The sequence below is a fragment of the Streptomyces sp. WAC00040 genome (genome assembly GCF_056835925.1).
The window spans coordinates 791,045-816,615 of sequence record NZ_JAKQZE010000003.1; the positions used below are offsets into that span (position 1 = coordinate 791,045).

The window sequence follows — 25,571 nt, forward strand, 5'->3', positions numbered from 1 at the left end:
TAATCCCTTCATGGGGAAAACATTCGAACGCATCGAGGGCCGGCTCCGGAACTTCATCGAACAGCAGCCGGTCTTCTTCACGGCGACCGCCCCGCTGGCCGGTGACGGGCACGTCAACCTGTCGCCCAAGGGGCGCAGCGGCACGCTCGTCGTCATCGACGAATCGACTCTCGCTTACCTCGACTTCGGCGGCAGCGGCGCCGAGACGATCGCGCACGTACGGGAGGAGGGCAACGGGCGGATCACCTTGATGTGGTGCGCGTTCTCCGGTCCGCCGCAGGTGGTACGGGTGCACGGGCAGGGCGAGGCGGTCTTCCGTGACGATCCGCGCTGGGCCGGACTGATCGGCCGCTTCAAGGACGCCGACGGCCCGGGTGCCCGCGCGATCATCGTCGTCCACGCCCGCCGCATCAGCCAGGCCTGCGGCTTCGCCGTGCCGTTCATGGACTACCGGGAGGAACGGACGCAGCACGCCGAGCACTTCGGGCGGAAGTCGCAGGAGGAGTTCGCGGCGTACTGCGAGAAGAAGGTCGGCGTGAGCCTGGACGGCCTCCCGGCCCTGCCGCTGCCGCTGCCGGCCCGCACGGACTGAGCGGGGGCGTCGGCCGCGGCCGCGTGCGCGTGACGTCTGCCGCGAGCCGTTTCCGCCCCGCCCCTCCCGAAACCGGCTCCGCCCTGCCGCGCTCCGGGCGGCGGCCGTGGGAGGTGCCCCCGGGCAGGCCGGATTTCGCTCCGCGGGTGCGGCCCCGACGGCAAGTCGAGCCCGCCGGCGTTTGGGGCGCGGGGTCCGGCAGGGGTCCCCCACGCCGCCAGGCGTAGGGGGAGGAGCCCCCGAAACACCGCGCGGAGCACGGACAGTGACCCCCACGACCGCCAGGCCGTGGGGGGCCGGTGAAACACCCCGCAGGGCCTAGCGGTCGTTCTGGGCCAGCCTCAGCATGTGGTCCGCCAGCGCCTGACCGCCCGCCGGATCGCGGCTGATCAGCATCAGCGTGTCGTCCCCCGCGATCGTGCCGAGCACATCGTGCAGTTCCGCCTGGTCGATGGCCGACGCGAGGAACTGCGCCGCGCCCGGCGGTGTGCGCAGGACCACGAGGTTCGCCGACGCCTCCGCCGAGATCAGCAGTTCGCCGGAGAGGCGCCGCATGCGCTCCTCCTTCGCGGACTCGCCCAGCGGGGCCTGCGGGGTGCGGAAGCCGCCCTCGCTGGGCACCGCGTAGATGAGCTCGCCGCCGGTGTTGCGGATCTTCACCGCCCCCAGTTCGTCGAGGTCGCGGGAGAGCGTCGCCTGGGTGACGTGCAGTCCGTTGTCCGCGAGGAGTTTCGCCAACTGGCTCTGGGAGCGCACCGGCTGCCGGTTGAGGATGTCCACGATCCGGCGGTGGCGGGCCGTGCGGGTCTGCGGTACGGCGGGCCCGCCGTGCTCGGTGCCGTTCGCGTCGGTCATCGTCGTCTCATTCCCCGGATCGTCCTTCCCCGTTGCCCGCCGTGGCCGGCGTGCTCGCACCAAGGATGCCGGGCAGCGCATGGAGGAACGCGTCCACCTCCGCGTCCGTGATGGTCAGTGCCGGCATGAGCCGTACGACATCGGGCGCGGGGGCGTTCACCAGGAACCCTGCATCCTGGGCCGCCTGCTGCACCTTCGGCGCGAGGGGCCCGGTGAGCACGATACCCAGCAGCAGGCCGCTGCCGCGGACGTGGGAGACCAGCGGATGAGCGAGAGCCTCGATTTCCCCGCGCAGCTTCTCGCCCAACCGCTTGACGGTGTCGAGCGCTCCGTCGGCCGCCAGCGTGTCGAGGACGGCGAGGCCGGCCGCACACGCGACAGGGTTCCCGCCGAAGGTGGTGCCGTGGTGGCCGGGCTTCAGCAGCTCCGCTGCCTCACCGAAGACCACGGTCGCGCCGACGGGCAGCCCGCCGCCGAGGCCCTTGGCCAGGGTGACGATGTCGGGCTCGACGCCTTGGTGGGCCTGGTGCTCGAACCAGTGGCCGGTGCGTCCGATACCGGTCTGGACCTCGTCGAGGACGAGCAGCGTGCCGGTGGCGCGGGTGATCTCGCGGGCAGCCTCGAGGTAGCCCCTGGGCGGCACGACCACGCCGTTCTCGCCCTGGATCGGCTCGATGATCACGAAGGCGGTGTCCTCCGTGACCGCGGCGCGCAGCGCCTCCACGTCGCCGTACGGGACGTGCGTGACGTCCGACGGCAGCGGCAGGAACGGGTCCTGCTTCGCGGGCTGTCCGGTGAGCGCGAGGGCGCCCATCGTCCGCCCGTGGAACCCTCCGGTGGTGGCCACCATGTGCTTGCGGCCCGTCAGCCGGCCGATCTTGAAGGCGGCTTCGTTCGCCTCGGCACCGGAGTTGGCGAAGTAGACCCTGCCCGGCCGGCCGAAGAGCTGGAGAAGCCGCTCGGCGAGGGCGACGGGCGGCTCCGCGACGTACAGGTTGGAGACGTGGCCGAGACGGGAGATCTGCCGGGTGACGGCCTCGACGACGGCGGGATGCGCGTGGCCGAGCGCGTTGACGGCGATGCCGCCGACGAAGTCGGTGTACTCGGTGCCGTCCGCGTCCCAGACCTTGGAGCCCTCACCGCGGACCAGCGACAGTTCGGGCGTGCCGTAGTTGTCGGACATGACGCTCTGCCACCGCTGGGCGAGCTGCTCGTTCCCGTTGCCGTTCATGCTTCCCCCTGTACCTCGTCGGGCACGACCATGGTGCCGATGCCTTCGTCCGTGAAGATCTCCAGCAGGATCGAGTGCTGGACGCGGCCGTCGATCACACGGGCGGTGTTGACCCCGTTGCGCACGGCGTGCAGGCACCCCTCCATCTTGGGGACCATGCCGCTGGACAGCTCGGGCAGCAGTTTCTCCAACTGGGTGGCGGTGAGCCGGCTGATCACCTCGTCGCTGTCGGGCCAGTCCTCGTAGAGGCCCTCGACGTCGGTGAGGACCATCAGGGTCTCCGCGCCCAGCGCCGCAGCGAGTGCCGCAGCCGCCGTATCAGCATTGACGTTGTAGACATGTCCGTCGTCCTGTGAGCGCGCGATCGAGGAGATGACCGGGATCCGACCGTCGGCGAGGAGCGCCGTGATGGCACCGGTGTCGATGTCGGTGATCTCGCCGACCCGGCCGATGTCGACGAACTCGCCGTCGATCTGCGGCTGGTGTTTGGTCGCGGTGATGGTGTGGGCGTCCTCGCCGGTGAGGCCGACGGCGAACGGACCGTGCTGGTTGAGCAGGCCGACCAGTTCGCGCTGGACCTGCCCGGCGAGCACCATCCGTACGACGTCCATCGCCTCCGGGGTGGTGACCCGCAGGCCCGCCTTGAACTCGCTGACCAGACCATGGCGGTCGAGCGCCGCGGAGATCTGTGGGCCGCCGCCGTGCACCACGACCGGCTTGAGGCCGGCGTGGCGCAGGAAGACGACGTCCTGGGCGAAGGCCGCCTTGAGGTCCTCGTCGATCATGGCGTTGCCGCCGAACTTGATGACGACGGTCTTGCCGTTGTGGCGGGTCAGCCACGGCAGGGCCTCGATGAGGATCTGTGCCTTGGGCAGCGCGGTGTGCTTCCTGGTCCTGCTCATGAGCTGTACGCGCTGTTCTCGTGGACGTAGTCGGCGGTGAGGTCGTTGGTCCAGATGACCGCGGACTCGGTGCCGGCGGCGAGGTCGGCGGTGATCCGGACCTCGCGGTAGCGCATGTCGACGAGGTCGCGGTCCTCGCCGACCGAGCCGTTCCTGCAGACCCAGACGTCGTTGATGGCGACGTTCAGCCGGTCCGGCTCGAACGCGGCACGGGTGGTACCGATGGCGGACAGGACCCGACCCCAGTTGGGGTCCTCGCCGTGGATGGCGCACTTGAGGAGGTTGTTGCGGGCGATGGAGCGGCCGACCTCGACGGCGTCGTCCTCGGTGGCCGCGTTGATCACCTCGATCTTGATGTCCTTGCTCGCTCCCTCCGCGTCGCCGATCAGCTGGCGGCCGAGGTCGTCGCAGACGGCCCGTACGGCCTCGGCGAACTCCTCGTAGCGGGGGGTGATCGTGCTCGCGCCGGAGGCGAGCAGCAGCACGGTGTCGTTGGTGGACATGCAGCCGTCGGAGTCGACCCGGTCGAAGGTCTGCCGGGTGGCGTCGCGCAGTGCCTTGTCCAGGGTGGGGGGATCCAGGTCGGCGTCAGTGGTGAGGACGACGAGCATCGTGGCGAGGCCCGGTGCGAGCATGCCGGCGCCCTTTGCCATGCCGCCGACGGTCCAGCCGTCGCCCTGGGCGACCGCGGTCTTGTGGACGGTGTCCGTGGTCTTGATGGCGATGGCGGCCTTCTCACCGCCGTGCTCGGAGAGCTGGGCGGCGGCCTGTTCGACGCCGGGGAGCAGCTTGTCCATGGGGAGCAGGACGCCGATCAGGCCGGTGGACGCGACGGCCACCTCGCCGGCGCTGTGCCCGAGCACCTCGGCGACCTTCTCCGCGGTGGCGTGGGTGTCCTGGAAGCCCTTCGGGCCCGTACAGGCATTGGCGCCACCGGAGTTGAGGACCACCGCACTGACCTCACCGCCGGTGAGGACCTGCTCGGACCACAGGACGGGCGCGGCCTTGACACGGTTGGAGGTGAAGACACCGGCGGCGGCGCGGCGGGGCCCGGTGTTGACCACGAGGGCCAGGTCCGGGTTGCCGTTGGCCTTGATCCCGGCGGCGATGCCCGCTGCCGTGAATCCCTTCGCTGCGGTCACGCTCACGGCGCAACTCCAATCGTGGAAAGACCGGTGCTCTCGGGGAGTCCGAGGGCGATGTTCATGCTCTGCACCGCGCCGCCGGCGGTGCCCTTGGTGAGGTTGTCGATGGCGCTGATGGCGATGACGCGACCGGCGTTCTCGTCGTGGGCGACCTGGATCTGCACGGCGTTCGACCCGTACACGGAGGCGGTGGCGGGCCACTGCCCCTCGGGCAGCAGGTGCACGAACTCCTCGTCGGCCAGCGCCTTCTCGTACGCGGCCCGCACGTCGTGCGCCGTCGTGCCCGGTTTCGCCTTCACTGAGCAGGTGGCGAGGATGCCGCGGGCCATGGGCGCGAGGGTGGGCGTGAACGACACAGTGACCCGCTCCCCCGCGACCGCGCTCAGGTTCTGGATCATCTCGGGGGTGTGGCGGTGGCCGCCGCCGACGCCGTAGGGGCTCATGGAGCCCATGACCTCGGAGCCGAGCAGATGCGGCTTGAGCGCCTTGCCTGCGCCGGAGGTCCCGGTGGCGGCGGTGATCACCGCTTCCGGCTCGGCGATTCCCGCCTGGTACGCGGGGAACAGCGCGAGCGAGACTGCGGTGGGATAGCAGCCGGGCACCGCGACACGCCTGGACCCCTCCAGCGCGGCGCGGGCGCCCGGCAGTTCCGGCAGGCCGTAGGGCCAGGTGCCGGCGTGCTCGGAGCCGTAGAACTGCTCCCAGTCGGCGGCGTCCTTCAGCCGGAAGTCGGCCCCCATGTCGATGACCAGCACGTCGTCCCCGAGCTGCTCGGCGACGGCGGCGGATTCCCCGTGCGGGAGCGCGAGGAACACGACGTCGTGCCCGGAGAGCACGTCGGCGGTGGTCGGCATGAGCACGCGGTCGGCCAGGGGCAGCAGGTGCGGCTGCATGGTGCCGAGGGGCCGGCCGGCGTTGGAGTTGCCGGTGAGGGCGCCGATCTCGACCTCGGGGTGCGCCAGGAGCAGCCGGAGCAGCTCTCCGCCCGCGTACCCGCTCGCCCCTGCCACTGCTGCTCGTACGGTCATCGAAATCCTCCTCATCGATGGCATGACTATACGCAGCTACGCAGGTTTATGCAATCGGGTGGAGTGTGCCGCGCTCCGCGCGGCCAGTGGGTGGGCAGTCGATCACCAATGGGTGCCGCCGGCGCGCCGGCCTGCCTCTTTTCCGGCACATCCGGTCGGCGACGAATCCGGCTTCGCCACTGGACAAGGCCTGCGGGGATCCACCGGACGGGGCCGTGACGAACAGTGTGGGCAGCGGCCGCGCGATGAGATCTTCCAGACGCGGGCGCGGGACTCTCACAACGACTCGGCGTAGCGGGCGGCAATGGCTGCGGCGCGGTCGCGCAGCGAGGTGCGCAACGACTGCGGGGCCAGGGCTTCCACGTCCGTACCGAGCTGCCACAGCGCCCATTCGGCGTGCCGTGAATCCTGAAACGTCACCTCCAGCCGCAGCCGGCCGTCCGCGTCGGGGGCTTCCGCGCGGACGGCCAGCGCGGTGTCCAGCAGTTCCTCCCGCCGCGCCGGGTTCAGCCGTACCAACACTGTGATGTGGTCGCCGCCGGAGAGGAACTGCGCGGAGCGTTCCCGCCAGATCCGGTCCAGATCGACCCGGTTCGGCCGCTCTGCCGCTTCGGGGAGCTCCTCGGCGGCCAGCACCCGCGACAGCCGGTACGTGCGATCCTCCCCGGATCTCGCGGCCAGCAAGTAGCCCCGGTCACGTACGGTGACAAGGCCGATCGGGTCCACCGTGCGCCACCGCGGTGCCCGGCCTGTCGCCGCGTAGTGGATGCGCAGCTTGTGTCCGGCGAGCACCGCGCGCCGTACCTCGATCATCGTGGTGCCCGGTACCTCCTCGGTGACCAGCCGACGCGAGAGCAGGTCGGTATCCGGGTCGACGAGAAATCGCTGAGCCGCGTCGCTCGCGGTGGCCCGATGGTTCTCGGGCAGCGCGTCGACCACCTTCCGCACGGCCGAAGCGAGGGCCGAGCCGAGGCCGAACACCTGCTCGCCGCGCCCCGAGCCGGCGGTCAACAGGGCAAGGGCCTCGTCCCGGTTCAGACCGGTGAGCTCGGTCCGGAAACCGGGCGCCAGCGCGAAACCGCCGTGCCGGCCGCGTTCGGCGTAGACCGGGACGCCGGCCGCGGACAATGCCTCGATGTCACGCAGCACGGTGCGGGTGGATACCTCCAGCTCGCGGGCGAGCGTGTCCGCAGTCAGCCGACCGCGCTGACGCAGCAACAGCACCAGTGAGACCAACCGGTCGGCGCGCATACGAGAACTTTATCGAAATACATGACCATGGATGTCGTGATTCGCTGCGAGGCTCCTCGACACGACGTCGAAGCCGGCGGCTACCGAGCCGATGGACGTCCGTACTGCCCATGAATCGAATGGAGCCTGAAGTGGCAATGGAACGAACGGCCGTCAACCCGGTGGCGTGGTCCGTGGACCTGGGTTTCAACCAGGGCGAGGTCGTATCCGGGAGCACCCGGACCCTGTACATCTCCGGGCAGACCGCGATGAGCGGCGACGGCAAGCCCCAGCATGACGGTGACATGGCGGCCCAGTTGGGGCTGAGTACCGACAACGTGGAGGCCGTGCTCGCCGAGGCCGGCATGTCTCTCGCGAACCTGGTCCGGCTCAACGTCTACACGACCGACGTCGATCTGCTGTTCCAGCACTACGGGGTGCTGGCGGCGCGGCTGGGCGCCGCCGGGGTGGCGCCGACCACCACGATGCTCGGGGTGACGCGGCTGGCGATCCCCGGCCAGATGGTCGAACTCGAGGGGACCGCCGTGGCGTGACGCGACCTCGCCGCCACCGCCGCTCGTGCCGGTGGAACCGGCACGAGCGGCAGGCGCAGGGGCCGGCCGAACAGTTCGTCCGTCCCGCGCCGAGGCTCACCGAAGAGGCCCTCCACATCGGCGCAGATCCCCCAGACGTGGCCGTGCAGTCTGAATTTCACGGCGAGGCCCTTTCCCACGGGCGCCTCAAGGCTGCCCAGTCGGGAGGACACTCGTCCGAACACCGCGTCCCGGCGCTGCCAGAAGCGGCGAACGGCGGCGGTCCTCGTCCACTGTCACTCCCGGCGGGAGGTCGCGACACCGGCCCGTGCGCGGGTGGGGGCGGGCAGCTGCCCCGCGACGATCGCGGCGAGCGAGAGGCCGAACCCCGCGAGCTGGACCGGCCCGAACGTCTCGCCGAGCAGGACGGCGCCGAGGACCGCGGCGACCAATGGCGACAGCAGGACGAGCACCGCGACAGAGGCGACGGGCAGCGTGGTGATGCCGCGGAACCACAGGACATAGGCGGCCAGACCGCCGACCAGACCCAGCCAGAGGTAGCCGAGGGCGGCGGCCGGGTCGATGTGAGGCGGTGCCCCCTCCGCAAGGAAGGTGACGGGCACCAGGAACAGGCCTCCCGCGGTGAGCTGCCACCCGGCGAAGGCGGTGGGACCGGTCTCGGCCGGGCGTCCCCAGCGCTTGGTGAGTGTCACCCCCAGCGCCATCGTGGCCGCGCTCGCCAGGCCCGCCGCGACGCCGAGGCCGTCGAACGCCGCGTTCGGCCCGATCACCACCAGGCCGACGCCGACGACCCCGATCGCTCCCCAGAACAGGCGCCACGCGGACAGGCCCTCCCGAAGGACCGGCACCGCGAGGACCGCGACGACGAGCGGCTGCGCTGCCGCCAACGTGGCGGCGACACCTCCCGGCAGGCGTTCGGCCGCTATGAACAGAAGCGGGAAGAACAACCCGATGTTCAGCACTCCGAGCACCGCGGCCCTCCACCACCACGCGCCGCGCGGCAGCATCCGGGTGATGGCCAGTGCGATCAGACCGGCGGGCAACGCGCGCAGGAGTCCCGCGAACAGAGGGTGTCCGGGCGGGAGAAGCTCGGTGGTGACGACATAGGTCGTGCCCCACGCCAGCGGAGCGAGTGCCGTCAGGACGCTCCGCGGCAGATTTCCTCCTCGGGAAACACCGCTGACACCGCTGCCGGCTCGGTCAAGGACTCTTTGTGCTCCTGGACTTGTCACACCCGCAGTCTCGCCCGGCTGCGATCAATGAGTCCAATACATGCTTGTCACTCCACCGATCTCAATTCACGATAGATCCATGGAGCTCCAGCAGATGCGCTACGTCATCGCCGTCGCCGAGACCAACAGCTTCACTCGCGCCGCCGAACGGTGTCATGTGGTCCAGTCCGCCCTCAGCCACCAGATCGCCCGACTGGAACAGGAACTCGGCGCGAGGCTCTTCGAACGCACCAGCCGCCGGGTGCGGCTGACACCGGCCGGCGCGGCGTTCCTCCCCGCCGCCCGCCAGTGCCTGGACGCCGCCGAGCGCGCGGCCGCCGAAGTGGCCGCGGCTGTCGGCGAGGTACGCGGACGGCTCGCCGTGGGCCTGATCCCGACGGTCGCCGCGGTCGATGTCCCAGCCGCGCTGCGGGAGTTCCGCGGGCGGTACCCGCACGTACGCATCGGCCTGCGTGTCGGCGCGAGCGAGGACCTGGCCAAGCAGGTCGAGCAAGGGATCGTCGATGTCGCCTTCCTCGGACTGCCGACCACGGCGCGGCCTCAGGGTGTCGCCGCCCACGAACTCGCCCGTGACCGGCTCGTCGCCGTGGTCGCGCCGGACCACCCCCTCGCCGACGAACCGACGGTCGACCTGCGCAGGCTCTCTTCCGAGGTGTTCGTGGACCTGCCGGCCGGGACGGCCGGAAGGATTCAGTCCGACCAGGCATTCGCGGCCGCCGGTCTCAGCCGCGACGTCGCCTTCGAAGTAACCACAGCGGACTTCATGGCCCGACTGGTCGGGCAGGGCCTCGGCATCGCCATGCTCCCGGCCGCCTACGTGCCCCAACTCACCGGCGTGACCACCATCGAGGTCACCGACGCGCCGGCCCGCGTCGAATACGTCGTCTGGAACCGCGTCGGCCGCACGCCCGCGGCGACCGCCTTCCTCACCGTCCTCGACATCCCGGCCGCCCTCGGCACGGAATGAGGAACCCCGGACTCCGCCGCGACCGGACCGGCACGGGCGGGCGCCCGATCCGCCGCGACAGAACAGATTCGCCGGCGACCGCCGCCTCAGTCGCGCAGGTCGGGTCAGGAACGCCGCTCGCCGGCCTGCTCGGCCCTCGCCGCGTTCTTCTCCTTGATGCGGGCGGCTTCCTTGCGGACCTCGGCCTGGGTGGCGCGCTCCTGCCGCAGCCAGTCCGGCATGTCCCTCTTCAGCCCGTCGATCTGCTCCGTGGTCAGGGCCTCGGTGACTCCGCCCCGCGCGAGCCCGGCGATGGAGACGCCCAGCTTCGCCGCGACCACCGGCCGGGGGTGCGGCCCGTCGCGGCGCAGGTCCAGCAGCCACTGGGGCGGGTCGGCCTGCAGAGCATTGAGCTCGTTGCGCGAGACGACACCCTCCTGGAACTCGGTGGGTGTGGCCGGAAGGTACACACCCAGCTTCTTCGCCGCAGTTGCGGGCTTCATGGTCTGGGTGGTCTGGTGCGACGTCATGGTGTCAAGCGTATCGAGAGGTGTTCGATGCCTCTGACCACGACCGGTAACCTGGCGGAGTGACAGGCTCCGACACATCCCCTTCGTTCCGGCTCTCGTACGTCCCCGGCGTGACGCCGACCAAGTGGGTGCGGATCTGGCACGAGCGGCTCCCGGACGTCCCACTGACCCTCGTCGCCGTCCCCGCGGCCGAAGCTCCTGGGCTGCTGCGAAGCGGCGACGCCGACGCCGGTTTCGTGCGGTCGCCGATCGACCGGACCGATCTCAGCGCGATCCCCCTCTACACCGAGACCACGGTGGTGGTGGTCCCGAAGGACCACGCCGTGGCCGCCGTCGACGAGGTGACCGTCGAGGACCTCGCCGACGACATCGTCCTGCACCCTCTCGACGACACCCTCGAGTGGGAGCGCCTGCCGGGGCTGCCCGCGATGGAGCGTCCCGCCTCGACGGCCGACGCCGTCGAACTGGTGGCGGCGGGAGTGGGAGTGCTCGTCGTGCCGCAGTCGCTGGCCCGGCTGCACCACCGCAAGGACCTCACCTACCGGCCGATCTCCGACGCCCCGGTGTCGCGTGTCGCCCTGTCCTGGCCGGAGGACGGGACCACCGATCTCGTGGAGCAGTTCATCGGCATCGTCCGGGGCCGGACCGTCAACAGCTCACGCGGCCGCCCGGCCCAGGAACAGCCCAAGGGCAAGCGTCCCGAAGCGGGCGACGCACGGCGGAAGGTCACCGGCGCGAAGACGTCGGGCGGAAAGACGTCCGGTAAGTCGTCGGGCGGGAGGTCCTCGGGCGGCCGGACGGCGGGCAAGGCCGCGGGCAGCGCTGCCGGGAAGCGGCCGCGGAGCGGTTCCGCCGGCGCCAAGGGCAGCAGGCGCGGCAAGCCGCGCCGCAGCTCGTAGCGGTCCGGCGGCGGCCGGGGCCGTCGGAGCACTTCATCGAGCGCTGACGCCGGTGCCGGTGCCAGTGCTGGTGCTGGTGCTCGTGAAGGAGGATCTGGGAGCACCGTGGCCGCGATCGGCCTGCTCATCGCCCGGCGCGGCGCCCGCCGGCTCAAAATCGTCACGGCGGTGTGCGGTGTGGTCGGGACACTGCCGGCGATGACCCGGCGTTCAACCGGTGGCCACCGCGAGGGCTTCGTGCCACTCGGCCGGCCGGGGCCCAGCACCGAAACCGTGAGGCCGTGGAAGGCGTGGCGGCCGCGGCGCGGCGTCCGGCCCCGGCGGGCCGCGCCGGGGCCGCGTATCAGGCGACCGCCTCCAGGCGCAGGCTCCAGCGGCCGGGCACACCGGTCACCGTCACCGTCGACAACGGCCGGACGTCCACGTTCCAGTACATCGAGGGGTGCGCTCGCAGCGCGTACACGAAAGCGGCCCGGACCACGGCGGGCTCCGCAACGGCGACGATCGAGCCTCCGTCCGTCGGGCGGGTGTCCAGCCAGCCCCCTATGCGGGAGATGAACGCGAGCAGTGGTTCCCCGCCGTGCGGCGCGCTGCGCGGGTCGCAGAGCCACGCGTCGACGGCGGCGGGCTCCCTGGCTGTGACCTCCGCGAGGGTGTAGCCGCGCCAGCGGCCCATGTCGCAGTCGCGCAGCGCGGGCTGTGCCAGGGGCGCGAAGCCCAGGGCCTCCCCGGTCGCCCGGCTGCGCGGCGTCGGCGAGCAGTAGCGAAGCTCCGCGGCGCTGAGCGGCACGAGTGCGTGGGCGGCGAGCTGCACTTCGTGCCAGCCCGCCTGGTCGAGCGGCCGGTCGTCGTCGAAGCGCTCGGTGAGCAGCGAGGACGTGCGCGCGGCGGCGATCAGTGTGACCCGGACACTCATGGCGTGATGGTGCTGGCCGGAGCCTCGCAGGTCAAGGGTTTCCCGTGGGCGGGCGCACCGCGAGAGCGCCGCTGGGTTCCCCGGTGGCTCTCCGCTTCCGCCCCGCCCGGCGCCGGCGGCCGCGGGGTCGGGCCGCCGGGATCGGTCCGGCTCACACGAGGCACGGCCGCCGAGGGAAAGGCCCGCCGCACCGACGAAGGAGCACCCGCGCGAGTGGAGGACGGTCCCGCCGTACCGGTTTCAGCGCAGCACTTCGTCGCAGGCGGTGCGCAGCCTGTGCACGCCTTCGGCGATCTCTGCCGCGCCGGCGACGCCCGCGAAGCTCACCCGCACGTGTCCGCCCGGGGGTTCGGCGGAGAAGTACGGACGGCCCGGTGCGACGGCGACGCCGGCGCGGAGGGCGGCGGCGACGAAGGCGGACTCCTCGCTGCCCTCAGGCAGCCGCAGCCACAGGTGGTAGCCGCCGGAGGGGATGTGGGGAAGGGCGAGGTCGGGCACCTGGAGCCGCAGCGCTGCGGTCATGGTGTCCCGTCGGCTCTTCAGTTCGGCGGCGACGCCGCGCAGATGACGGCTCCACGCGGGCGCACCCACCAGCTCCAGAGCCGCTTCCTGAAGAGGGCGGGGGACGAAGAAGCTGTCGACGACATGGATGGCGCGGAGCCGTTCGAGGACCGGACCGCGGGCGGCGAGCATCCCCACCCGCAGGCTTGGCGAGGTCGCTTTGGTGAGTGAGCTCACGTGGACGACGACTCCGTCCCGGTCGTCGGCGACCAGCGGAGGCGGCAGCGGTCCCGCATCCTCGTGGACGAGCCGGCGGGCGAAGTCGTCCTCGACGACGAACGCCCCGGCCTCCCGCGCGATGCGCAGAACGGCGCGGCGCCGCGCGGGTGCCAGCACCGCACCGGTCGGGTTCTGGAACAGCGGCTGGCAGACGAGGACCCGCGCGCCGGTGGCCCGGAAGGCGGCGGTGAGCAGCTCGGGCCGGACACCTCCGGTGTCGAGCGGGACGGGGACGGGCCGCAGGCCGGCGGCACGGGCGATGGCGAGCATGCCCGGATAGGTGGGCGACTCGACGAGGACGGGCGCGCCGGGTGGTGCGAGCGCACGCAAAGCGGTGGTCAGCGCCGACTGGCCGCCCGCGGTGACCAGTACGTCGGCGGCGGTGACGGAGCCGCCGAGGCCTCGGGCGAACCACGCCCGCAGTTCGGGGAGCCCGTCGGTGGGCGGGCGGCCCCATGCTCCGGGACGCCGGCCGGCACGGGCGAGCGCGGCTGCCATGGCGCTCTCCGGCTGGAGGCCGGCGTGCAAGTAGCCGCCGTTGAACTCGACGACACCGGGCGGCGGGGCGGCGAGGGTGACGAGCACGCCTGAGGCGTCGACCGCGCGCGGCACGATCTCGGCCGCGGCGTCGGCGCTGAGGGCCACCTCCTGCCAGGAGGTGTCGCCCGCGGGGCGCGCGTCGGGCCTCGGCTCCGCCCGGTACGCACCGGCGCCGGGCCGGGTCACGACGAGGCCTTCCGCGGCGAGCTGCGCGAGAGCGCGGGACACGGTCACCGGGGACACCCGGAAGCGCTCGACGAGGGCACGACTTGACGGCAGTTTTCCACCCATCGGGTAGCGGTCGAGCTCCGCTTTCAGCGACTGCGCCAGTTCGGCCACACTGCTACGCTCTTGCATGACAGCACAGGATAGCGCTACCGGCACCGGCTCGATAGCGGTCAGCAGCGGCACACTTCTCGCCGCGCTGGGCGTCGTCGCCTTCTCCCTGACGTTCCCGTCCACGGTCTGGGGGCTCGAGAGCTTCGGCCCCTGGTCGCTGGTCGCCGTGCGCAGCGCTCTCGCCGCGACCATCGCGGGCACGTTCCTTCTGGCGCTCCGCGTTCCGCTGCCCGACCGCCGCCACTGGGCCGCTCTGGCGACGGTCGCCGCCGGCGTGGTGGTGGGTTTCCCGCTGCTGACGACGCTCGCGCTCCAGACTTCGACCTCGTCGCACGCCGCCGTGGTGGTCGGTCTGCTGCCCCTGACCACCGCCGCGTTCGCCGCCCTGCGTACGGGCCGCCGGCCGTCCCGGATGTTCTGGGCAGCGGCGCTCGCGGGCGCCGCGGTCGTGATCGCGTTCACGGTGCAGCAGAGCGGCGGCGCACTGCACACCGGAGATCTGTATCTGTTCGGCGCGCTGCTGGTGTGTGCCGCGGGATACACGGAGGGCGGCCGGCTCGCGCGGCTGATGCCGGGCTGGCAGGTGATCGGCTGGGCCCTGATCCTCTGCCTGCCGCTCGCCGTCGCCGGATCGGCCGTTGCCCTGGCGTACGAGCCGGTCCACCTCGCTGTGCGCGGTGTGATCGGGCTGGTCTGGGTGGCCGCCGGATCCACGTTCCTCGGGCTGTACGTCTGGTACCGGGGCATGGCCGGCATCGGGATCGCCAGGGCCAGTCAGCTCCAGCTCGCCCAGCCGCTGCTGACGCTCGTCTGGTCGGTGCTGCTGCTGGGTGAGGAGCTCTCCCCCGCGGCGCCGCTCGCGGCCGTGGCCGTCCTGGTCTGCATCGCCGCCACCCAGCGTTCCCGTACCTGAGGCGCACCTGAGGCGCGGTGCACTCCCCCGGCCGTAGACTCGAGAAAACGGACAAATCCATAGATAGAGCCGCTCCGAGGAGGTCAGTCGCGATGCAAGCGAACGTGGGCGACACACTGCTGGTGCACGGCAGGACCGTGGGCCAGCACGACAAGGTCGCCGAAGTCGTCGAGGTGCTGGGGTCCGAAGGCAATCCGCCGTTCCGCGTCCGCTTCGAGGACGGGCACGAAGCGCTGTTGTCCCCCGGACCCGACACCGTCGTCAGGCACCACGAGAAGACCTGACACCACCCGGCGCGTCAGGCCGGCGGCCGGACCCTGGTCGGGTAGTGGTCGGCCACCACCCTGGTCATCGCCCCGATCGGGTCCGCCACGACCTCCATCGCCGAGAAGTAACAGTGCCCGCCGACCGCCGGGTACCGCTTCGCGTACGTCAGATGCCGCGAGAGTTCGGCCGGGTCGTGCCAGGCCTCCGGTTGCCCGGCCACGCCCACCTTGTACAGGGCCTCCCCGATGAAGAGGTCGACGCCGGTGCCGGCCGCGACCTCCGCCCACCAGGGCACGAGCGTCTCGTAGTCCGCGGGCGGGAAGCCCATGTTCCAGTAGACCTGGGGGACGACGTAGTCGATCCACCCCTCCTTGACCCAGCGGCGGGTGTCCGCGTGCAGGTCGTCGTAGGTCTGCACACCGGCCGCCGTACGGGACCCCAGCGGGTCCGTGCCGGCGTTGCGCCACACGCCGAACGGGCTGATCCCGAAGCGGACGTGCTTCTTCGCGGCCTTGATCCGGGCCGCCATCTCCCGCACCAGCCGGTTGATGTTGTCGCGCCGCCAGGCCGCCTTGTCGGGGAACCCGTCGCCGTACCGGGCGAAGGTCGCGTCGTCGTCGAAGACCTGGTCGGGCACCGGATACGGGTAGAAGTAGTCGTCGAAGTGGACGGCGTCGATGTCGTAGCGGACCACCGCGTCCATCATCGCGTCCTCGACGAAGCGCCGGACCTCCGGGATGCCCGGGTTGTAGTAGAGCTTCCCGCCGTACGCGACGATCCAGTCCGGGTGCAGCCGGGCGGGATGATTCTCGACGAGACGGGAGGGGTCGGTGTGACTGGCCACCCGGTACGGATTGAACCAGGCATGCAGCTCCAGCCCTCGCCGGTGGGCCTGCCGCACGGCCGTGCCGAGCGGGTCCCACCCCGGGTCCTGCCCCTGGACCCCGGTCAGATACTGGCTCCACGGCTCGTGCGGCGACGGCCAGAGCGCGTCCGCCGTCGGCCGCACCTGGAGGACCACGGCGTTCAGCCGGCGCTCCACGGCGGTGTCGAAGTAGGCGAGCAGCTCCGCTCGCTGCCGGTCGGCAGTGAGGCCGGGCCGGGAGGGCCAGTCACGGTTGCCCACGGTGGCGAGCCACATCCCGCGGAACTCGCGCCCGGATCGGCGGCCGCGCCCCCGTCCATGGGACGCCGCCGCGGGGACACGGGCCGCCGCGTCACCGGCTGTCGCGAACGCGGCAAGCGCCCCCGCAGCCGTCACCACGAACCCTCTTCTGCCGATTCGCCCCATATTTCCACCCCTGTCGGGCTCGGAGTCCGCCGTCGTATCCGCAGAGCATGCCCGCCCCGGGCGCTCGGCCACCCAGGCATTCGGAGTAACGTCGGGGCGTCGGGCGGGCGCCGGAACCATACGGGGGACCTGCCGACAGAAAGATCAGCGAAAGGCACGAGGTGACGGACTCAATGGCCGACATTGCACGCGTCGGAGTGGTGGGTTGCGGCCAGATGGGCGCGGGCATCGCGGAGGTGTGTGCCCGCAGCGGCCTCGAGGTGAAGGTTGCCGAGACCACGGGCGAGGCCCTGGAGATCGGTCGCACCCGGTTGTTCAACTCCCTCTCCAAGGCCGCCGAACGCGGCAAGATCACGGACGAGGAGCGGGACGCCACCCTGGACAGGCTGAGCTTCACGACCGACCTCGGGGAGTTCGCCGACCGCGATCTCGTCATCGAGGCCGTGGTGGAGAACGAGCAGGTCAAGACGGAGATCTTCCAGGTGCTGGACCAGGTGGTGACCCGTCAGGACGCGATCCTCGCCTCCAACACCTCCTCGATCCCGCTGGTGAAGCTGGCCGTCGCGACCTCCCGTCCGGACCAGGTCATCGGCATCCACTTCTTCAACCCGGCCCCGGTGCAGAGGCTCGTCGAGCTGATCCCGGCGCTGACCACCTCCGAGGAGACCATCAAGCGCTCGGAGGCCGTGGTGCAGCAGGTGCTGGACAAGCACCCGATCCGCGCCCAGGACCGCTCGGGCTTCGTGGTCAACGCACTGCTCATCCCGTACCTCCTCTCGGCGATCCGGATGTTCGAGTCGGGCATCGCGTCGCGCGAGGACATCGACAACGGCATGGAGATGGGTTGCGCCCATCCCATGGGCCCGCTGAAGCTGTCCGACCTGATCGGCCTCGACACCGTGGCCTCGGTCGCCGACAGCATGTACACGGAGTACAAGGAGCCGCTGTACGCCGCTCCCCCGCTGCTCCAGCGGATGGTCGACGCGGGGCGGCTCGGCCGCAAGACGGGCTCGGGCTTCTACACCTACTCCTGAACCCCGCCACCGAGCCGGCCCGGCCTCAGGCGAGCCGCAGGTGGTGCAGCATCAGCAGCCCGGCCGCCATCGCGGCGGCCGGGACTTCGCCCCGGGCGATCATGTCGGGCACCACCTTCAGCGGTATCCACTCGCGGCGCGAGGACTCGAAGTCGTCCTCCGGGTGCCCCGTGTAGGCGGCTTCCTCGGCCCAGTAGAGGTGGTGGCGGGCGTCGGTGAGGCCGTTGGACGGCTCCACGGTCATCAGGTGCTGGAGGGGGCCGGGCCGCCAGCCGGTCTCCTCCTCCATCTCCCTCGCCGCCGCTGCAGCCACGTCCTCGCCGTCCTCGACGACGCCCGCGGCGAGTTCCCAGCCCCAGCTGTCGGTTATGAAACGGTGCCGCCACAGCATCAGCACCTCGTTGGCATCGTTGACCACGGTCGCGACGGCGACCGGGCGCAGACGGATCAGGAAGTGGTCCAGGTGCCGGCCGTCGGGCAGCTCGACATCCGCGAGGTTGACCCTGAACCACCGGTTCTCGTACACGGTTTGTTCGCTCAAGTTCGTCCACTGCACGTTTTTGCCACCTTCCGACAAGTAGATGGCCAACATGGCAGCAGGAGCACGGTCAGAGGGGAACGCGGAGCGCACCGTCGATGAGTTCCGCGGCCTCCTCCGCGCCGGCGCAGCCGCTCGCCGCCAGATGCTCGCGCACCGCCCGCATCCGGTCCCTCAGCCGCTGCGACTCCATCCCCCGGGCACGCTCCACCATCTCCGCCGCCGTCCGCGCCGCACGGTCCACCTCGCCCTGACGCAGCTCGATCTGACTGAGCATGGCGAGCCTGTGCACCCGGCCACGGTCGTGCGCCGGCGTGCCGACTGCGGCAGCCGCGTGCTCCCTCGCCGCCGCCAGCTCACCCAGACCGAGCAGCGCCTCCGCCACCTGGACGTTGACCAGACCCGGCTGGACGTAACCGGTCTCGTCCGGCTCGTGGCCGGGACGGATCCGCTCGGCCTCCGACTCGGCACGCGCGATACAGCGCCGCGCGCTCGGGCCGTCCCCCAAGTGCGCGTACGCCTTGGCCTGCATCGCGTACAGGTCGGCAGCCAGCGCCGGAGTGATCCGCCGGCCCGCCGTCCGCAGCGCCGCCTCCGCGAACGCGACCGCCTGCCGGTGCTCCGACATGAACAGCGACTGGTTGACCAGCAGCGCGATCACATACGCGCCGAGCCCCCGGTCACCGCTCGCCTTGGCCAGCCGCAGCGCCTGATGGAAGTAGCGCTGCGCCGGGCCCTGCGCGTCGGAGTCGTAGGCGCAGATGCCGGCCACCGCCACCAAACCACCGGCGGCGCGGTGCAACTGGCGGCCGAGAGCGTCGCCGTACGAGCCGCGCAGAAGCGGTGCCGCCTCCGCGTGGAGGAAGCCGACGACGCGCGAGCGGGTCGCGATGCCGCCGGCCCGCCGGTACATCAACTCGTAGTGCGCGCGGGCGGATCTGAGCATCTGTATGTCGGCCATGTCGACATGGGTGCGCCCGGCGCGTGAGACGTCCGAGTCCTCGGGCGGGTTCTCCCACTCCCACACCGGCATCACCGCGGGAGTGCCGGTGAGCGCGGGCGCACCCGCGTCCCCGGACCGCTGCTGGGCGTCGAAGCGCCACAGGGCGGTGGCCCGCTCCACGAATCCGGACAGCGACGAACTCCTGGGCGATACGGGTCCGTCCGGCACGCCGAGCCCGACGTCGTCGAGTGTGACCGCACGCTGCAGCCGCTCCGCGAGCACCTCGCAGATCAGATCGGGAACCCGGCCGCGGGGCCTCTGGCCCTTCAACCACCTTGCCACCGCCGTGTGTTCGTAGCGCAGCGACAGACCCCTGGACGATCCTGCCCGGTTGACGCGGGCGGCGAGGCCGGCGTGGGAGAAGCCCGCCTCTTCGAGCAGGGCGTCGAGAAGGGTGTTCGGCTGCACGGCCACCTCCGGTGACTTGCGTCCGCTCAGGGTAGTGGAGACCGTTTCGCACGGGGTGTGAAACAAGTGCGCTCTTCCATGCCTTGCGTACGCTCCCGGTGTGCGGCCGGGACCGGTTGACTGAACTGCCTCTCACAGAGGCGGCCGGGCCGCCGGCTCCCCCTCGTACAGTGCGGCGGCCCCGATCGCGTCGTCCGTCCTGCTGATCTGCCCGACACTCCGCGGCAGGGCGGGCGACGCCAGGCCGCGGGTGGCCCGGCCGGTCCATCGGACCCTTCCCGGCCCGCCCCTCGCACGGCGCGGACCGGCTTCCCCCTCCGGCCCGCGCCGTTTCGCGTGGCGGGGCGGGTGGGGGTGGCAGGGTGGCGGCGGTCCGGACCCGGCCCGGCTTCTCCGGCGCATGTTTCTGTGCTGTGCTGGAGGAGTCGGGCCGGCGCGTCATCTCGCGGCCGACAGCACTCGATGCGGCAGTCAGGAGCCCGTGGTGAAATCGCCGGGCGGTCGCAGCGGGCGGCGGGACGGCCCCTGGGAGGATTTCCATGCTGCACAACCGCATTGCAGGCCCCTCGCCGGCGCAGTCGGGCAACCTCCTGCCGCGGCGTGATCTCGCTGCCGCCTGGATCCTCATGGCCATGCTCGCCGGGTCGGCATGGGTACTGACAGTCGCCCAGTCCCACGACATGGGCACGGAGCCGGGAACCATGGGTCTGGAGCTGCCGCTCTTCCTGCTGCTGTGGGTGACCATGATGGTCGCCATGATGTTCCCGTCCATGGCGCCGGTGGCGATCACCTGGGCGCGGGCGATCGGCCGGCAGTCGGCCGGCGCCGCCCGCGCTTCTCGGATCGCCCAGTTCGCCGGGGGCTATCTGATCGCCTGGACGGCATTCGGCCTGGTCGCGTACGGGGCATTGGCAGCGACCGCGACGCTGGTGGACGGCAGTCCCGAGGCAGGTCGCTGGCTGGGCGCCGTCGCGTTCCTGCTCGCGGGGCTCTACCAGTTCGGGCCGTTGAAGCGCGTATGTCTGCTGCATTGCCGCAATCCGCTGTCGCACCTCGTCCGGTACGCGCGCTTCCGGCCGTGGGCCCGTGATCTGCGCGTGGGGGCGCATCACGGGCTCTACTGTGTGGGCTGCTGCTGGGGCCTGATGATCGTCCTCCTTCCGCTCGGCGTGATGAACGTGGCGGCCATGGCCGCCCTGGCGGCGGTCATCTTCCTGGAGAAGCTGTGGCGGTGGGGCCCATGGCTCACCTGGGCGGTAGGCATCGCCTTCCTGGTCCTGGCCGCACTCGCACCCTTCCAGGAATGGCTGCTGCCCGGCCTCCGGATGTCCGGGCCCGCGATGTAGCCGTTTTCCTCCTGGGCCGGTAAGGCGCACTCTGGAATGGAGGCCGCTTCCCGATCCCTCGAGAGCGGGCCCGGGACACCCGGTCTCGCCACTCCCAGTGAGTTCGTACGGGCTCGTCAGGAGGGAAGCGAGATGACTGAACAGGCCACCACCGGTACGCGCTGGCACCTGACCGGCGACTGGTTCGACGTGTGCAAGTGCGCCATTCCGTGCCCCTGCACATTCGCCCAGCCCCCCACCTACGGCGACTGCGAGGGCGTGCTGGCCTGGCACATCCGGGAAGGCACCTTCGGTGACGTGCGGCTGGACGATCTCAACGTGCTGATGCTCGGCTCCTTCGTCGGCAACGCATGGGCCCGCGAGCACACCGACGCCTACGCCGCGGTGTTCTTCGACGAGCGCGCCGACGAACAGCAGCGCGCCGCCCTTCAGAGCATCTTCGGCGGTGAGGCGGGCGGATGGCCCGCGGAGTTCGGTGAGATGTTCGGCCCCGAGATGCGGGGCGTGGAGTTCGCTCCCATCCGGATCGAGATAGACGAGGGCCTCGGCGCCTGGCGCGCGGAGATCCCCGGGCGGGTATCGGCACGCGCCGAGGCGCTGACCGGGCCGACCACTTCGGAGGGAGCACGCGTACAGGTGCACAACGCACCGGGCGCCGAGGTGGGGCCCGGCCAGGTCGCGACCTGGGGAAGGGCCACCACCGACCGCGCCGACGCCTACGGCTTCTCCTGGGAGCGGTCGGGGAAGTCGAGCAAGCACTTCCCCTTCGACTGGAGCGGCCCGGACGAACAGTCCGGCTGAACGACGGAGTGGTCGGTCTCCGCGAGACCCCACCGCTGTCCATCCTGTCCGAGGCGCTGCACGACCGGGTGTGCGCTCACGCCTTCCGGCGCGGCCGGCCGGAGGCCGGAACCGTCGTGCCGGCACGCTGCGCACACGGACGCCCGCCGGCTGACCAGGCCGGTGCAGGTGCCGTACGGCTGGAAGCACGATTACTGGCGATCCGTCGAGGTGGCGGGCGTTGCGCGATGACGCGACCGACGTGCCGGTCGCGTACCCGGCCCGGGTCGCCCCGCCCCTGTCGTACACGCTGGTCTACCCCTCGGGGCGCGATCGGTCCTGCGCCGGAGGGCACCCCTGGCCGGCCGCACCGCGTCGCCCCCGCGCCGTCGACGTCAACGGCGCGTGACCGCCCGAACCGGTGGCATGCCGAGCGAGAGGTCGGGAGGGCCGCCGCAGGCGCCACCCCGCCCCAGCCACGCGGAAGGGCCCGCCCGGATCGCTCCGGGCGGGCCCTTCCACAGCACGCGGTACGGCTCACGCGCCCCTCAGCACCGCTCCCGTGCGCTCCGTCGCAAGCGACACCGCCGCGTCACGCGCGGCCGACGCCTCGTCGACGGTCAGTGTGCGGTCCACCGCGCGGAAACGCAGCGCGTACGCGAGCGACTTGTGGCCCTCGCCGATCTGCTCGCCCGTGAAGACGTCGAACAGCCGGATGGACTCCAGCAGTTGGCCCGCGCCCTCGCGCAGGGCGGATTCGACGTCGGCCGCGGGCACATCATTCGCGACGACGAGCGCGACGTCCTGCGTGGCCACCGGGAAGGTGGAGATCCGCGGGGCCTGGACGACGCCGTTCGACGCCTGCTCCAGTACGTCGAGCTCCAGCTCCATCGCGCAGGTGCGGTCCGGCAGGTGCAGCGCCTTGACGACGCGCGGGTGCAGTTCGCCCGCGTGGCCGACGAGGGTCTCCTCGCCGTCCACCGTCGCGTACAGCGCGGCGCAGCGGCCGGGGTGCCACGGCGCGTGCTGGTCGGCGCGGATCGTCAGCTCGACGCCCGCCTCGCGGGCGACGACACGGCCGGCCTCGATCGCGTCCGCCCAGTCGGCCGGGCGGCCCTTGCCCCACCAGCCGTCCTGCTCGCGGGCGCCCGCGAGGACGACGGCGACGCGGCGCGGCTGACGCGGCAGCGCCGCGTTCAGCGAGGCGATCTCCTCGTCGGTGGGCCTGCGGTCCACCGGCGGCGTGGCTGCCGGCCGCTCCTCGCCCGTCGGGCGGAAGACGAGACCGGTCTCGAAGAGCGCCAGGTCGTGGCTGCCGCGCCCGTCGTTGCGCCGCAGGGCGCCGAGGAGTCCGGGCAGCAGCGTGGTGCGCAGCGCCGGCTCCTCGTCGGAGAGCGGGTTGACGAGCTTGACGACCCGGCGGCGGGCGTCGTCGGCCTCCAGGCCGAGCTGGTCGAGAACCGGCTCGCCGATGAAGGGGTAGTTCGGCGCCTCGACGTAGCCGGCGCCGGCGAGCGCGCGGCCGACCCGGCGGTGCAGCCGCTGGCGTGCGGTGAGACCGCGGCCGGACGGCGGGGTGGGCAGGGTCGAGGGGAGGTTCTCGTAGCCCTCGAGCCGGATGACCTCTTCGGCGAGGTCGTTGGGCTCGGCGAGGTCGGGCCGCCAAGAGGGGACGGTGACGACGAGGTCGTCCTGCCCGTAGACGTCGCAGCCGACCTCCTGGAGGCGGCGCACCACGGTCTCGCGGCCGTACGTGACGCCCGCGACCCGGTCCGGGTGGTCCGCCGGCATGGCGATGGTGCGCGGAGCGCTGGGGGCGACGACCTGGGTGACGCCGCCCTCCGCCGTGCCGCCGGCGAGGAGCACCAGCAGGTCGACGGTGCGCTGCGCGGCCGCCGCGGCGGCCTGCGGGTCGACGCCGCGCTCGAAGCGCTTGGACGCCTCGGACGACAGCTTGTGCCGGCGCGCGGTCCGGGCGATGGCGACCGGGTCGAAGTGCGCGGCCTCGATGACGACGTCGGTGGTGCCGTTGATCCGGCCGGTCTCCGGGTCGGGGGCCGCGTCGGCGATCTCGGTGTTCGCCCCGCCCATGACGCCCGCGAGGCCGATGGGCCCGCGGTCGTCGGTGATGACGAGGTCCTCGGCGTCGAGGACGCGGGTGGTGCCGTCGAGGGTGGTGAGCTTCTCGCCGGGCTCCGCGCGGCGCACCCCGATCGGCCCGTCGAGGCGGGAGCGGTCGTAGGCGTGCAGCGGCTGGCCGAGCTCGAGCATCACGTAGTTGGTGATGTCGACGGCGAGCGAGATCGGGCGCATCCCGGCCTTCTGCAGACGGCGCTGCAGCCAGATCGGGGAGCGGGCCTCCGGCTCGAGGCCGACGACGGTGCGCGCGGTGAAGCTGTCGCAGCCGATCGGGTCGGCCACCTTGACGCCGTATCCGTACGAGTTGAGTCCGGGCACGTCGAGCAGCGCCGGGTCGCGCAGGGGCAGACCGTAGGCGGTGGCCGTCTCTCGGGCGACGCCGCGCATGGACAGGGCGTAGCCGCGGTCGGGGGTGACGGCGATGTCAAGGACCTCGTCGACAAGCTCGAGGAGCTTGATCGCGTCGGTGCCGACCTCGTGCTCGGGCGGGAGCACGATGATGCCGCCGCTGCCGTCGTCGCCCATGCCGAGCTCGTCGCCGGAGCAGATCATGCCGTGGGACGTCCGGCCGTAGGTCTTGCGTGCGGCGATGGCGAAGTCGCCGGGCAGCACGGCGCCGGGGAGGACCACGACGACCTTGTCGCCGACGGCGAAGTTACGGGCACCGCAGACGATCTCCTGCGGCTCGCCGGTGCCGTTGGCCCGGCCGACGTCGACGGTGCAGAAGCGGATGGGCTTCTTGAACTCCGTCAGTTCCTCGATGGTCAGCACCTGGCCGACGACGAGCGGGCCCTTGAGCCCCGCGCCGAGCCGCTCGACGGTCTCGACCTCGAGCCCGGCGGCGATGAGCTTGGCCTGCACGTCACGGCCGGTCTCCGTCGCCGGCAGGTCGACGTACTCCCGCAGCCAAGAAAGCGGGACCCGCATCAGATCTCCATCCCGAACGGCCGGGTGAACCGGACGTCACCCTCGACCATGTCTCGCATGTCTTCGACGTTGTGGCGGAACATCAGCATCCGCTCGATGCCGAACCCGAAGGCGAACCCGCTGTACCTGCCGGGGTCGACGCCGCAGGCCGTGAGCACCTTGGGGTTGACCATTCCGCAGCCGCCGAGCTCGATCCAACCCTCGCTGGAGCAGGTGCGGCAGGGCCGGTCGGGATTGCCGACGGACTCGCCGCGGCACACGTAGCAGACCATGTCCATCTCGGCGGACGGCTCGGTGAAGGGGAAGAAGTTCGGCCGCAGCCGGGTCTTCATGCCCTCGCCGAACAGCGCCTGGACCATGTGGTCGAGGGTGCCCTTGAGGTCCGCCATGGTCAGGCCCTCGTCGACGGCGAGCAGCTCGACCTGGTGGAAGACGGGGGTGTGCGTGGCGTCCAGCTCGTCGGTGCGGTACACCCGGCCGGGACAGATCACGTAGACCGGCGGCTCGCGGTCGATCAGTGAGCGGATCTGCACGGGCGAGGTGTGGGTGCGCAGCACGACGCCGGAGTCCGCGCCGCCCTCGGCGTCCTGCACGAAGAAGGTGTCGTGCTCGCCGCGGGCCGGGTGGTCGGGGCCGATGTTGAGCGCGTCGAAGTTGAACCACTCGGCCTCGGCCTGCGGCCCTTCCGCGACCTCGTAGCCCATGGCCACGAAGACGTCCTCGATGCGCTCGGAGAGCGTGGTGAGGGGGTGGCGGGCACCGGCGGGGACGCGGTCGTGGGGCAGCGTGACGTCGACGGCCTCCTCGACGAGCACCCGGGCGTCGCGCTCGGCCTCGAGCTCCGTCTGGCGGGTGGCGAGCGCGCGGCCGACGGCGGCGCGGGCCTGGCCCACGCGCTTGCCGGCCTCGGCCTTGGCCTGCGGCGGCAGTGCCCCGATCTCACGGTTGGCGAGGGAGAGCGGCGAGGTGCCGGAGGTGTGCGCGGACTTCGCGTGGGCGAGCGCCTCGAGCGAGTCCGCGGCGGCGAAGGCGGCGAGCGCCTCGTCCCGCATGCGCTCGATCTCTTCCGGTTTCAGTGCCTCGACCTCAACAGGGTCGTACGACTTATTGGGTGCGGACATCTCTTCCCGTACTTCCGATGGGCTGGCTGGGGACCCCGCACGTCGACCAGGGACGACCGAGGACGCAAAGGTGCCAAAAGTCGAG

At 71.7% G+C, this 25,571-nt stretch carries 25 protein-coding genes; 10 read left to right on the plus strand and 15 right to left on the minus strand.

Features of this window, described 5'->3' with window-relative positions; translation table 11 throughout:
• Positions 1 to 10: 10 nt before the first annotated feature.
• Entirely contained in the window at positions 11 to 592 is a 582-nt protein-coding gene (locus tag MDN94_RS29050; protein ID WP_482728825.1) for a pyridoxamine 5'-phosphate oxidase family protein, read from the plus strand.
• A 318-nt stretch (positions 593 to 910) separates the two neighbouring features.
• Here MDN94_RS29050 and MDN94_RS29055 read toward each other — a convergent pair whose 3' ends face one another.
• From MDN94_RS29055 to MDN94_RS29080, 6 genes are all read right to left on the minus strand, one after another.
• Positions 911 to 1,447 (minus strand): arginine repressor, encoded by a 537-nt coding sequence (locus tag MDN94_RS29055; protein WP_307705459.1) that lies wholly within the window; start codon positions 1,445 to 1,447, stop codon positions 911 to 913.
• 7 nt (positions 1,448 to 1,454) lie between these two features.
• Positions 1,455 to 2,678 carry an acetylornithine transaminase gene (locus tag MDN94_RS29060; RefSeq protein WP_482728826.1) on the minus strand — a complete coding sequence of 408 codons (1,224 nt, stop codon included), beginning with the start codon at positions 2,676 to 2,678 and terminating at the stop codon, positions 1,455 to 1,457.
• Complete coding sequence (gene argB / locus MDN94_RS29065) at positions 2,675 to 3,580, minus strand: acetylglutamate kinase (protein ID WP_482728827.1); 906 nt, start codon at positions 3,578 to 3,580, stop codon at positions 2,675 to 2,677. Before argB ends, MDN94_RS29060 begins: the two co-directional genes overlap by 4 nt.
• Positions 3,577 to 4,728, minus strand: coding sequence for a bifunctional glutamate N-acetyltransferase/amino-acid acetyltransferase ArgJ (argJ, locus tag MDN94_RS29070; RefSeq protein ID WP_482728828.1), 1,152 nt, complete (start codon positions 4,726 to 4,728; stop codon positions 3,577 to 3,579). Before argJ ends, argB begins: the two co-directional genes overlap by 4 nt.
• Positions 4,725 to 5,753: an N-acetyl-gamma-glutamyl-phosphate reductase gene (gene argC, locus MDN94_RS29075; protein ID WP_482728829.1), complete on the minus strand. Its 1,029-nt coding sequence runs from the start codon at positions 5,751 to 5,753 to the stop codon at positions 4,725 to 4,727. The genes argJ and argC overlap by 4 nt, the downstream gene beginning before the upstream one ends.
• A 276-nt stretch (positions 5,754 to 6,029) precedes the next feature.
• Positions 6,030 to 7,004 carry a helix-turn-helix transcriptional regulator gene (locus MDN94_RS29080; RefSeq protein WP_482728830.1) on the minus strand — a complete coding sequence of 325 codons (975 nt, stop codon included), beginning with the start codon at positions 7,002 to 7,004 and terminating at the stop codon, positions 6,030 to 6,032.
• A 137-nt stretch (positions 7,005 to 7,141) separates the two neighbouring features.
• Here MDN94_RS29080 and MDN94_RS29085 point away from each other — a divergent pair, with 137 nt between their 5' ends.
• Entirely contained in the window at positions 7,142 to 7,537 is a 396-nt protein-coding gene (locus tag MDN94_RS29085) for a RidA family protein (RefSeq protein WP_482729110.1), read from the plus strand.
• Between the two features lie 275 nt (positions 7,538 to 7,812).
• Here the strand turns inward: MDN94_RS29085 and MDN94_RS29090 are convergent, their stop codons facing one another.
• Positions 7,813 to 8,694 (minus strand): EamA family transporter, encoded by an 882-nt coding sequence (locus MDN94_RS29090; RefSeq protein WP_482729111.1) that lies wholly within the window; start codon positions 8,692 to 8,694, stop codon positions 7,813 to 7,815.
• A 154-nt stretch (positions 8,695 to 8,848) separates the two neighbouring features.
• Between MDN94_RS29090 and MDN94_RS29095 the strand changes: the two genes are divergently transcribed.
• The gene (locus MDN94_RS29095) at positions 8,849 to 9,736 is read left to right on the plus strand and encodes a LysR family transcriptional regulator (RefSeq protein ID WP_482728831.1); all 888 of its coding nucleotides are present in this window, start codon (positions 8,849 to 8,851) and stop codon (positions 9,734 to 9,736) included.
• Positions 9,737 to 9,840: 104 nt separating this feature from the next.
• On the opposite strand, the gene MDN94_RS29100 is transcribed toward MDN94_RS29095, so the two are convergent.
• On the minus strand, positions 9,841 to 10,245 hold the full coding sequence (locus MDN94_RS29100) for a DUF5997 family protein (RefSeq protein WP_482728832.1): 405 nt from the start codon (positions 10,243 to 10,245) through the stop codon (positions 9,841 to 9,843).
• Positions 10,246 to 10,304: 59 nt separating this feature from the next.
• Between MDN94_RS29100 and MDN94_RS29105 the strand changes: the two genes are divergently transcribed.
• The gene (locus tag MDN94_RS29105; RefSeq protein WP_482728833.1) at positions 10,305 to 11,144 is read left to right on the plus strand and encodes a LysR substrate-binding domain-containing protein; all 840 of its coding nucleotides are present in this window, start codon (positions 10,305 to 10,307) and stop codon (positions 11,142 to 11,144) included.
• Positions 11,145 to 11,487: 343 nt separating this feature from the next.
• Here MDN94_RS29105 and MDN94_RS29110 read toward each other — a convergent pair whose 3' ends face one another.
• Together MDN94_RS29110 and MDN94_RS29115 are read right to left on the minus strand one after the other, a co-directional pair.
• Positions 11,488 to 12,060, minus strand: a complete 573-nt coding sequence (locus MDN94_RS29110) for a histidine phosphatase family protein (protein ID WP_482728834.1) — start codon at positions 12,058 to 12,060, stop codon at positions 11,488 to 11,490.
• Between the two features lie 240 nt (positions 12,061 to 12,300).
• Positions 12,301 to 13,737 carry an aminotransferase-like domain-containing protein gene (locus tag MDN94_RS29115; protein WP_482728835.1) on the minus strand — a complete coding sequence of 479 codons (1,437 nt, stop codon included), beginning with the start codon at positions 13,735 to 13,737 and terminating at the stop codon, positions 12,301 to 12,303.
• Between MDN94_RS29115 and MDN94_RS29120 the strand changes: the two genes are divergently transcribed.
• Positions 13,736 to 14,632: a DMT family transporter gene (locus MDN94_RS29120; RefSeq protein ID WP_482728836.1), complete on the plus strand. Its 897-nt coding sequence runs from the start codon at positions 13,736 to 13,738 to the stop codon at positions 14,630 to 14,632. The two genes, MDN94_RS29115 and MDN94_RS29120, sit on opposite strands and share 2 nt — an antisense overlap.
• Before the next feature lie 92 nt (positions 14,633 to 14,724).
• Positions 14,725 to 14,916: a DUF1918 domain-containing protein gene (locus MDN94_RS29125; protein ID WP_189475144.1), complete on the plus strand. Its 192-nt coding sequence runs from the start codon at positions 14,725 to 14,727 to the stop codon at positions 14,914 to 14,916.
• 14 nt (positions 14,917 to 14,930) lie between these two features.
• Here the strand turns inward: MDN94_RS29125 and MDN94_RS29130 are convergent, their stop codons facing one another.
• A complete protein-coding gene (locus tag MDN94_RS29130) occupies positions 14,931 to 16,190 on the minus strand; it encodes a glycoside hydrolase family 10-like protein (protein ID WP_482728837.1) in 1,260 nt (419 codons plus the stop codon).
• Positions 16,191 to 16,363: 173 nt separating this feature from the next.
• Here MDN94_RS29130 and MDN94_RS29135 point away from each other — a divergent pair, with 173 nt between their 5' ends.
• Complete coding sequence (locus tag MDN94_RS29135) at positions 16,364 to 17,224, plus strand: 3-hydroxybutyryl-CoA dehydrogenase (RefSeq protein ID WP_441265360.1); 861 nt, start codon at positions 16,364 to 16,366, stop codon at positions 17,222 to 17,224.
• 25 nt (positions 17,225 to 17,249) lie between these two features.
• Here the strand turns inward: MDN94_RS29135 and MDN94_RS29140 are convergent, their stop codons facing one another.
• On the minus strand, positions 17,250 to 17,780 hold the full coding sequence (locus MDN94_RS29140; protein WP_482728838.1) for an NUDIX domain-containing protein: 531 nt from the start codon (positions 17,778 to 17,780) through the stop codon (positions 17,250 to 17,252).
• A gap of 52 nt (positions 17,781 to 17,832) precedes the next feature.
• Entirely contained in the window at positions 17,833 to 19,173 is a 1,341-nt protein-coding gene (locus tag MDN94_RS29145; RefSeq protein ID WP_482728839.1) for an NsdA family TPR-like regulatory protein, read from the minus strand.
• A gap of 539 nt (positions 19,174 to 19,712) precedes the next feature.
• Between MDN94_RS29145 and MDN94_RS29150 the strand changes: the two genes are divergently transcribed.
• The 3 genes from MDN94_RS29150 to MDN94_RS29160 all read left to right on the plus strand — a co-directional run bounded on the left by MDN94_RS29150 (position 19,713) and on the right by MDN94_RS29160 (position 21,708).
• A complete protein-coding gene (locus MDN94_RS29150; RefSeq protein ID WP_482728840.1) occupies positions 19,713 to 20,519 on the plus strand; it encodes a DUF2182 domain-containing protein in 807 nt (268 codons plus the stop codon).
• Between the two features lie 132 nt (positions 20,520 to 20,651).
• Positions 20,652 to 21,320: a DUF1326 domain-containing protein gene (locus MDN94_RS29155; protein ID WP_482728841.1), complete on the plus strand. Its 669-nt coding sequence runs from the start codon at positions 20,652 to 20,654 to the stop codon at positions 21,318 to 21,320.
• A 220-nt stretch (positions 21,321 to 21,540) separates the two neighbouring features.
• Complete coding sequence (locus MDN94_RS29160) at positions 21,541 to 21,708, plus strand: hypothetical protein (protein ID WP_482728842.1); 168 nt, start codon at positions 21,541 to 21,543, stop codon at positions 21,706 to 21,708.
• 128 nt (positions 21,709 to 21,836) lie between these two features.
• Here MDN94_RS29160 and pheT read toward each other — a convergent pair whose 3' ends face one another.
• Positions 21,837 to 24,365 carry a phenylalanine--tRNA ligase subunit beta gene (gene pheT, locus MDN94_RS29165; protein ID WP_482728843.1) on the minus strand — a complete coding sequence of 843 codons (2,529 nt, stop codon included), beginning with the start codon at positions 24,363 to 24,365 and terminating at the stop codon, positions 21,837 to 21,839.
• Positions 24,365 to 25,486 (minus strand): phenylalanine--tRNA ligase subunit alpha, encoded by a 1,122-nt coding sequence (gene pheS / locus MDN94_RS29170; RefSeq protein WP_441265367.1) that lies wholly within the window; start codon positions 25,484 to 25,486, stop codon positions 24,365 to 24,367. The genes pheT and pheS overlap by 1 nt, the downstream gene beginning before the upstream one ends.
• Positions 25,487 to 25,571 lie beyond the last annotated feature (85 nt).

Bases quoted from the DNA above. Each gene is read 5' to 3' on its own strand.
- MDN94_RS29050 (WP_482728825.1), top strand. From the start codon at position 11: ATGGGGAAAACATTCGAACGCATCGAGGGCCGGCTCCGGAACTTCATC.
- MDN94_RS29055 (WP_307705459.1), bottom strand. From the start codon at position 1,447: ATGACCGACGCGAACGGCACCGAGCACGGCGGGCCCGCCGTACCGCAG.
- MDN94_RS29060 (WP_482728826.1), bottom strand. From the start codon at position 2,678: ATGAACGGCAACGGGAACGAGCAGCTCGCCCAGCGGTGGCAGAGCGTC.
- argB (WP_482728827.1), bottom strand. From the start codon at position 3,580: ATGAGCAGGACCAGGAAGCACACCGCGCTGCCCAAGGCACAGATCCTC.
- argC (WP_482728829.1), bottom strand. From the start codon at position 5,753: ATGACCGTACGAGCAGCAGTGGCAGGGGCGAGCGGGTACGCGGGCGGA.
- MDN94_RS29080 (WP_482728830.1), bottom strand. From the start codon at position 7,004: ATGCGCGCCGACCGGTTGGTCTCACTGGTGCTGTTGCTGCGTCAGCGC.
- MDN94_RS29085 (WP_482729110.1), top strand. From the start codon at position 7,142: ATGGAACGAACGGCCGTCAACCCGGTGGCGTGGTCCGTGGACCTGGGT.
- MDN94_RS29095 (WP_482728831.1), top strand. From the start codon at position 8,849: ATGGAGCTCCAGCAGATGCGCTACGTCATCGCCGTCGCCGAGACCAAC.
- MDN94_RS29100 (WP_482728832.1), bottom strand. From the start codon at position 10,245: ATGACGTCGCACCAGACCACCCAGACCATGAAGCCCGCAACTGCGGCG.
- MDN94_RS29110 (WP_482728834.1), bottom strand. From the start codon at position 12,060: ATGAGTGTCCGGGTCACACTGATCGCCGCCGCGCGCACGTCCTCGCTG.
- MDN94_RS29120 (WP_482728836.1), top strand. From the start codon at position 13,736: ATGACAGCACAGGATAGCGCTACCGGCACCGGCTCGATAGCGGTCAGC.
- MDN94_RS29115 (WP_482728835.1), bottom strand. From the start codon at position 13,737: ATGCAAGAGCGTAGCAGTGTGGCCGAACTGGCGCAGTCGCTGAAAGCG.
- MDN94_RS29125 (WP_189475144.1), top strand. From the start codon at position 14,725: ATGCAAGCGAACGTGGGCGACACACTGCTGGTGCACGGCAGGACCGTG.
- MDN94_RS29130 (WP_482728837.1), bottom strand. From the start codon at position 16,190: ATGGGGCGAATCGGCAGAAGAGGGTTCGTGGTGACGGCTGCGGGGGCG.
- MDN94_RS29135 (WP_441265360.1), top strand. From the start codon at position 16,364: ATGGCCGACATTGCACGCGTCGGAGTGGTGGGTTGCGGCCAGATGGGC.
- MDN94_RS29150 (WP_482728840.1), top strand. From the start codon at position 19,713: ATGCTGCACAACCGCATTGCAGGCCCCTCGCCGGCGCAGTCGGGCAAC.
- MDN94_RS29155 (WP_482728841.1), top strand. From the start codon at position 20,652: ATGACTGAACAGGCCACCACCGGTACGCGCTGGCACCTGACCGGCGAC.
- pheT (WP_482728843.1), bottom strand. From the start codon at position 24,365: ATGCGGGTCCCGCTTTCTTGGCTGCGGGAGTACGTCGACCTGCCGGCG.
- pheS (WP_441265367.1), bottom strand. From the start codon at position 25,486: ATGTCCGCACCCAATAAGTCGTACGACCCTGTTGAGGTCGAGGCACTG.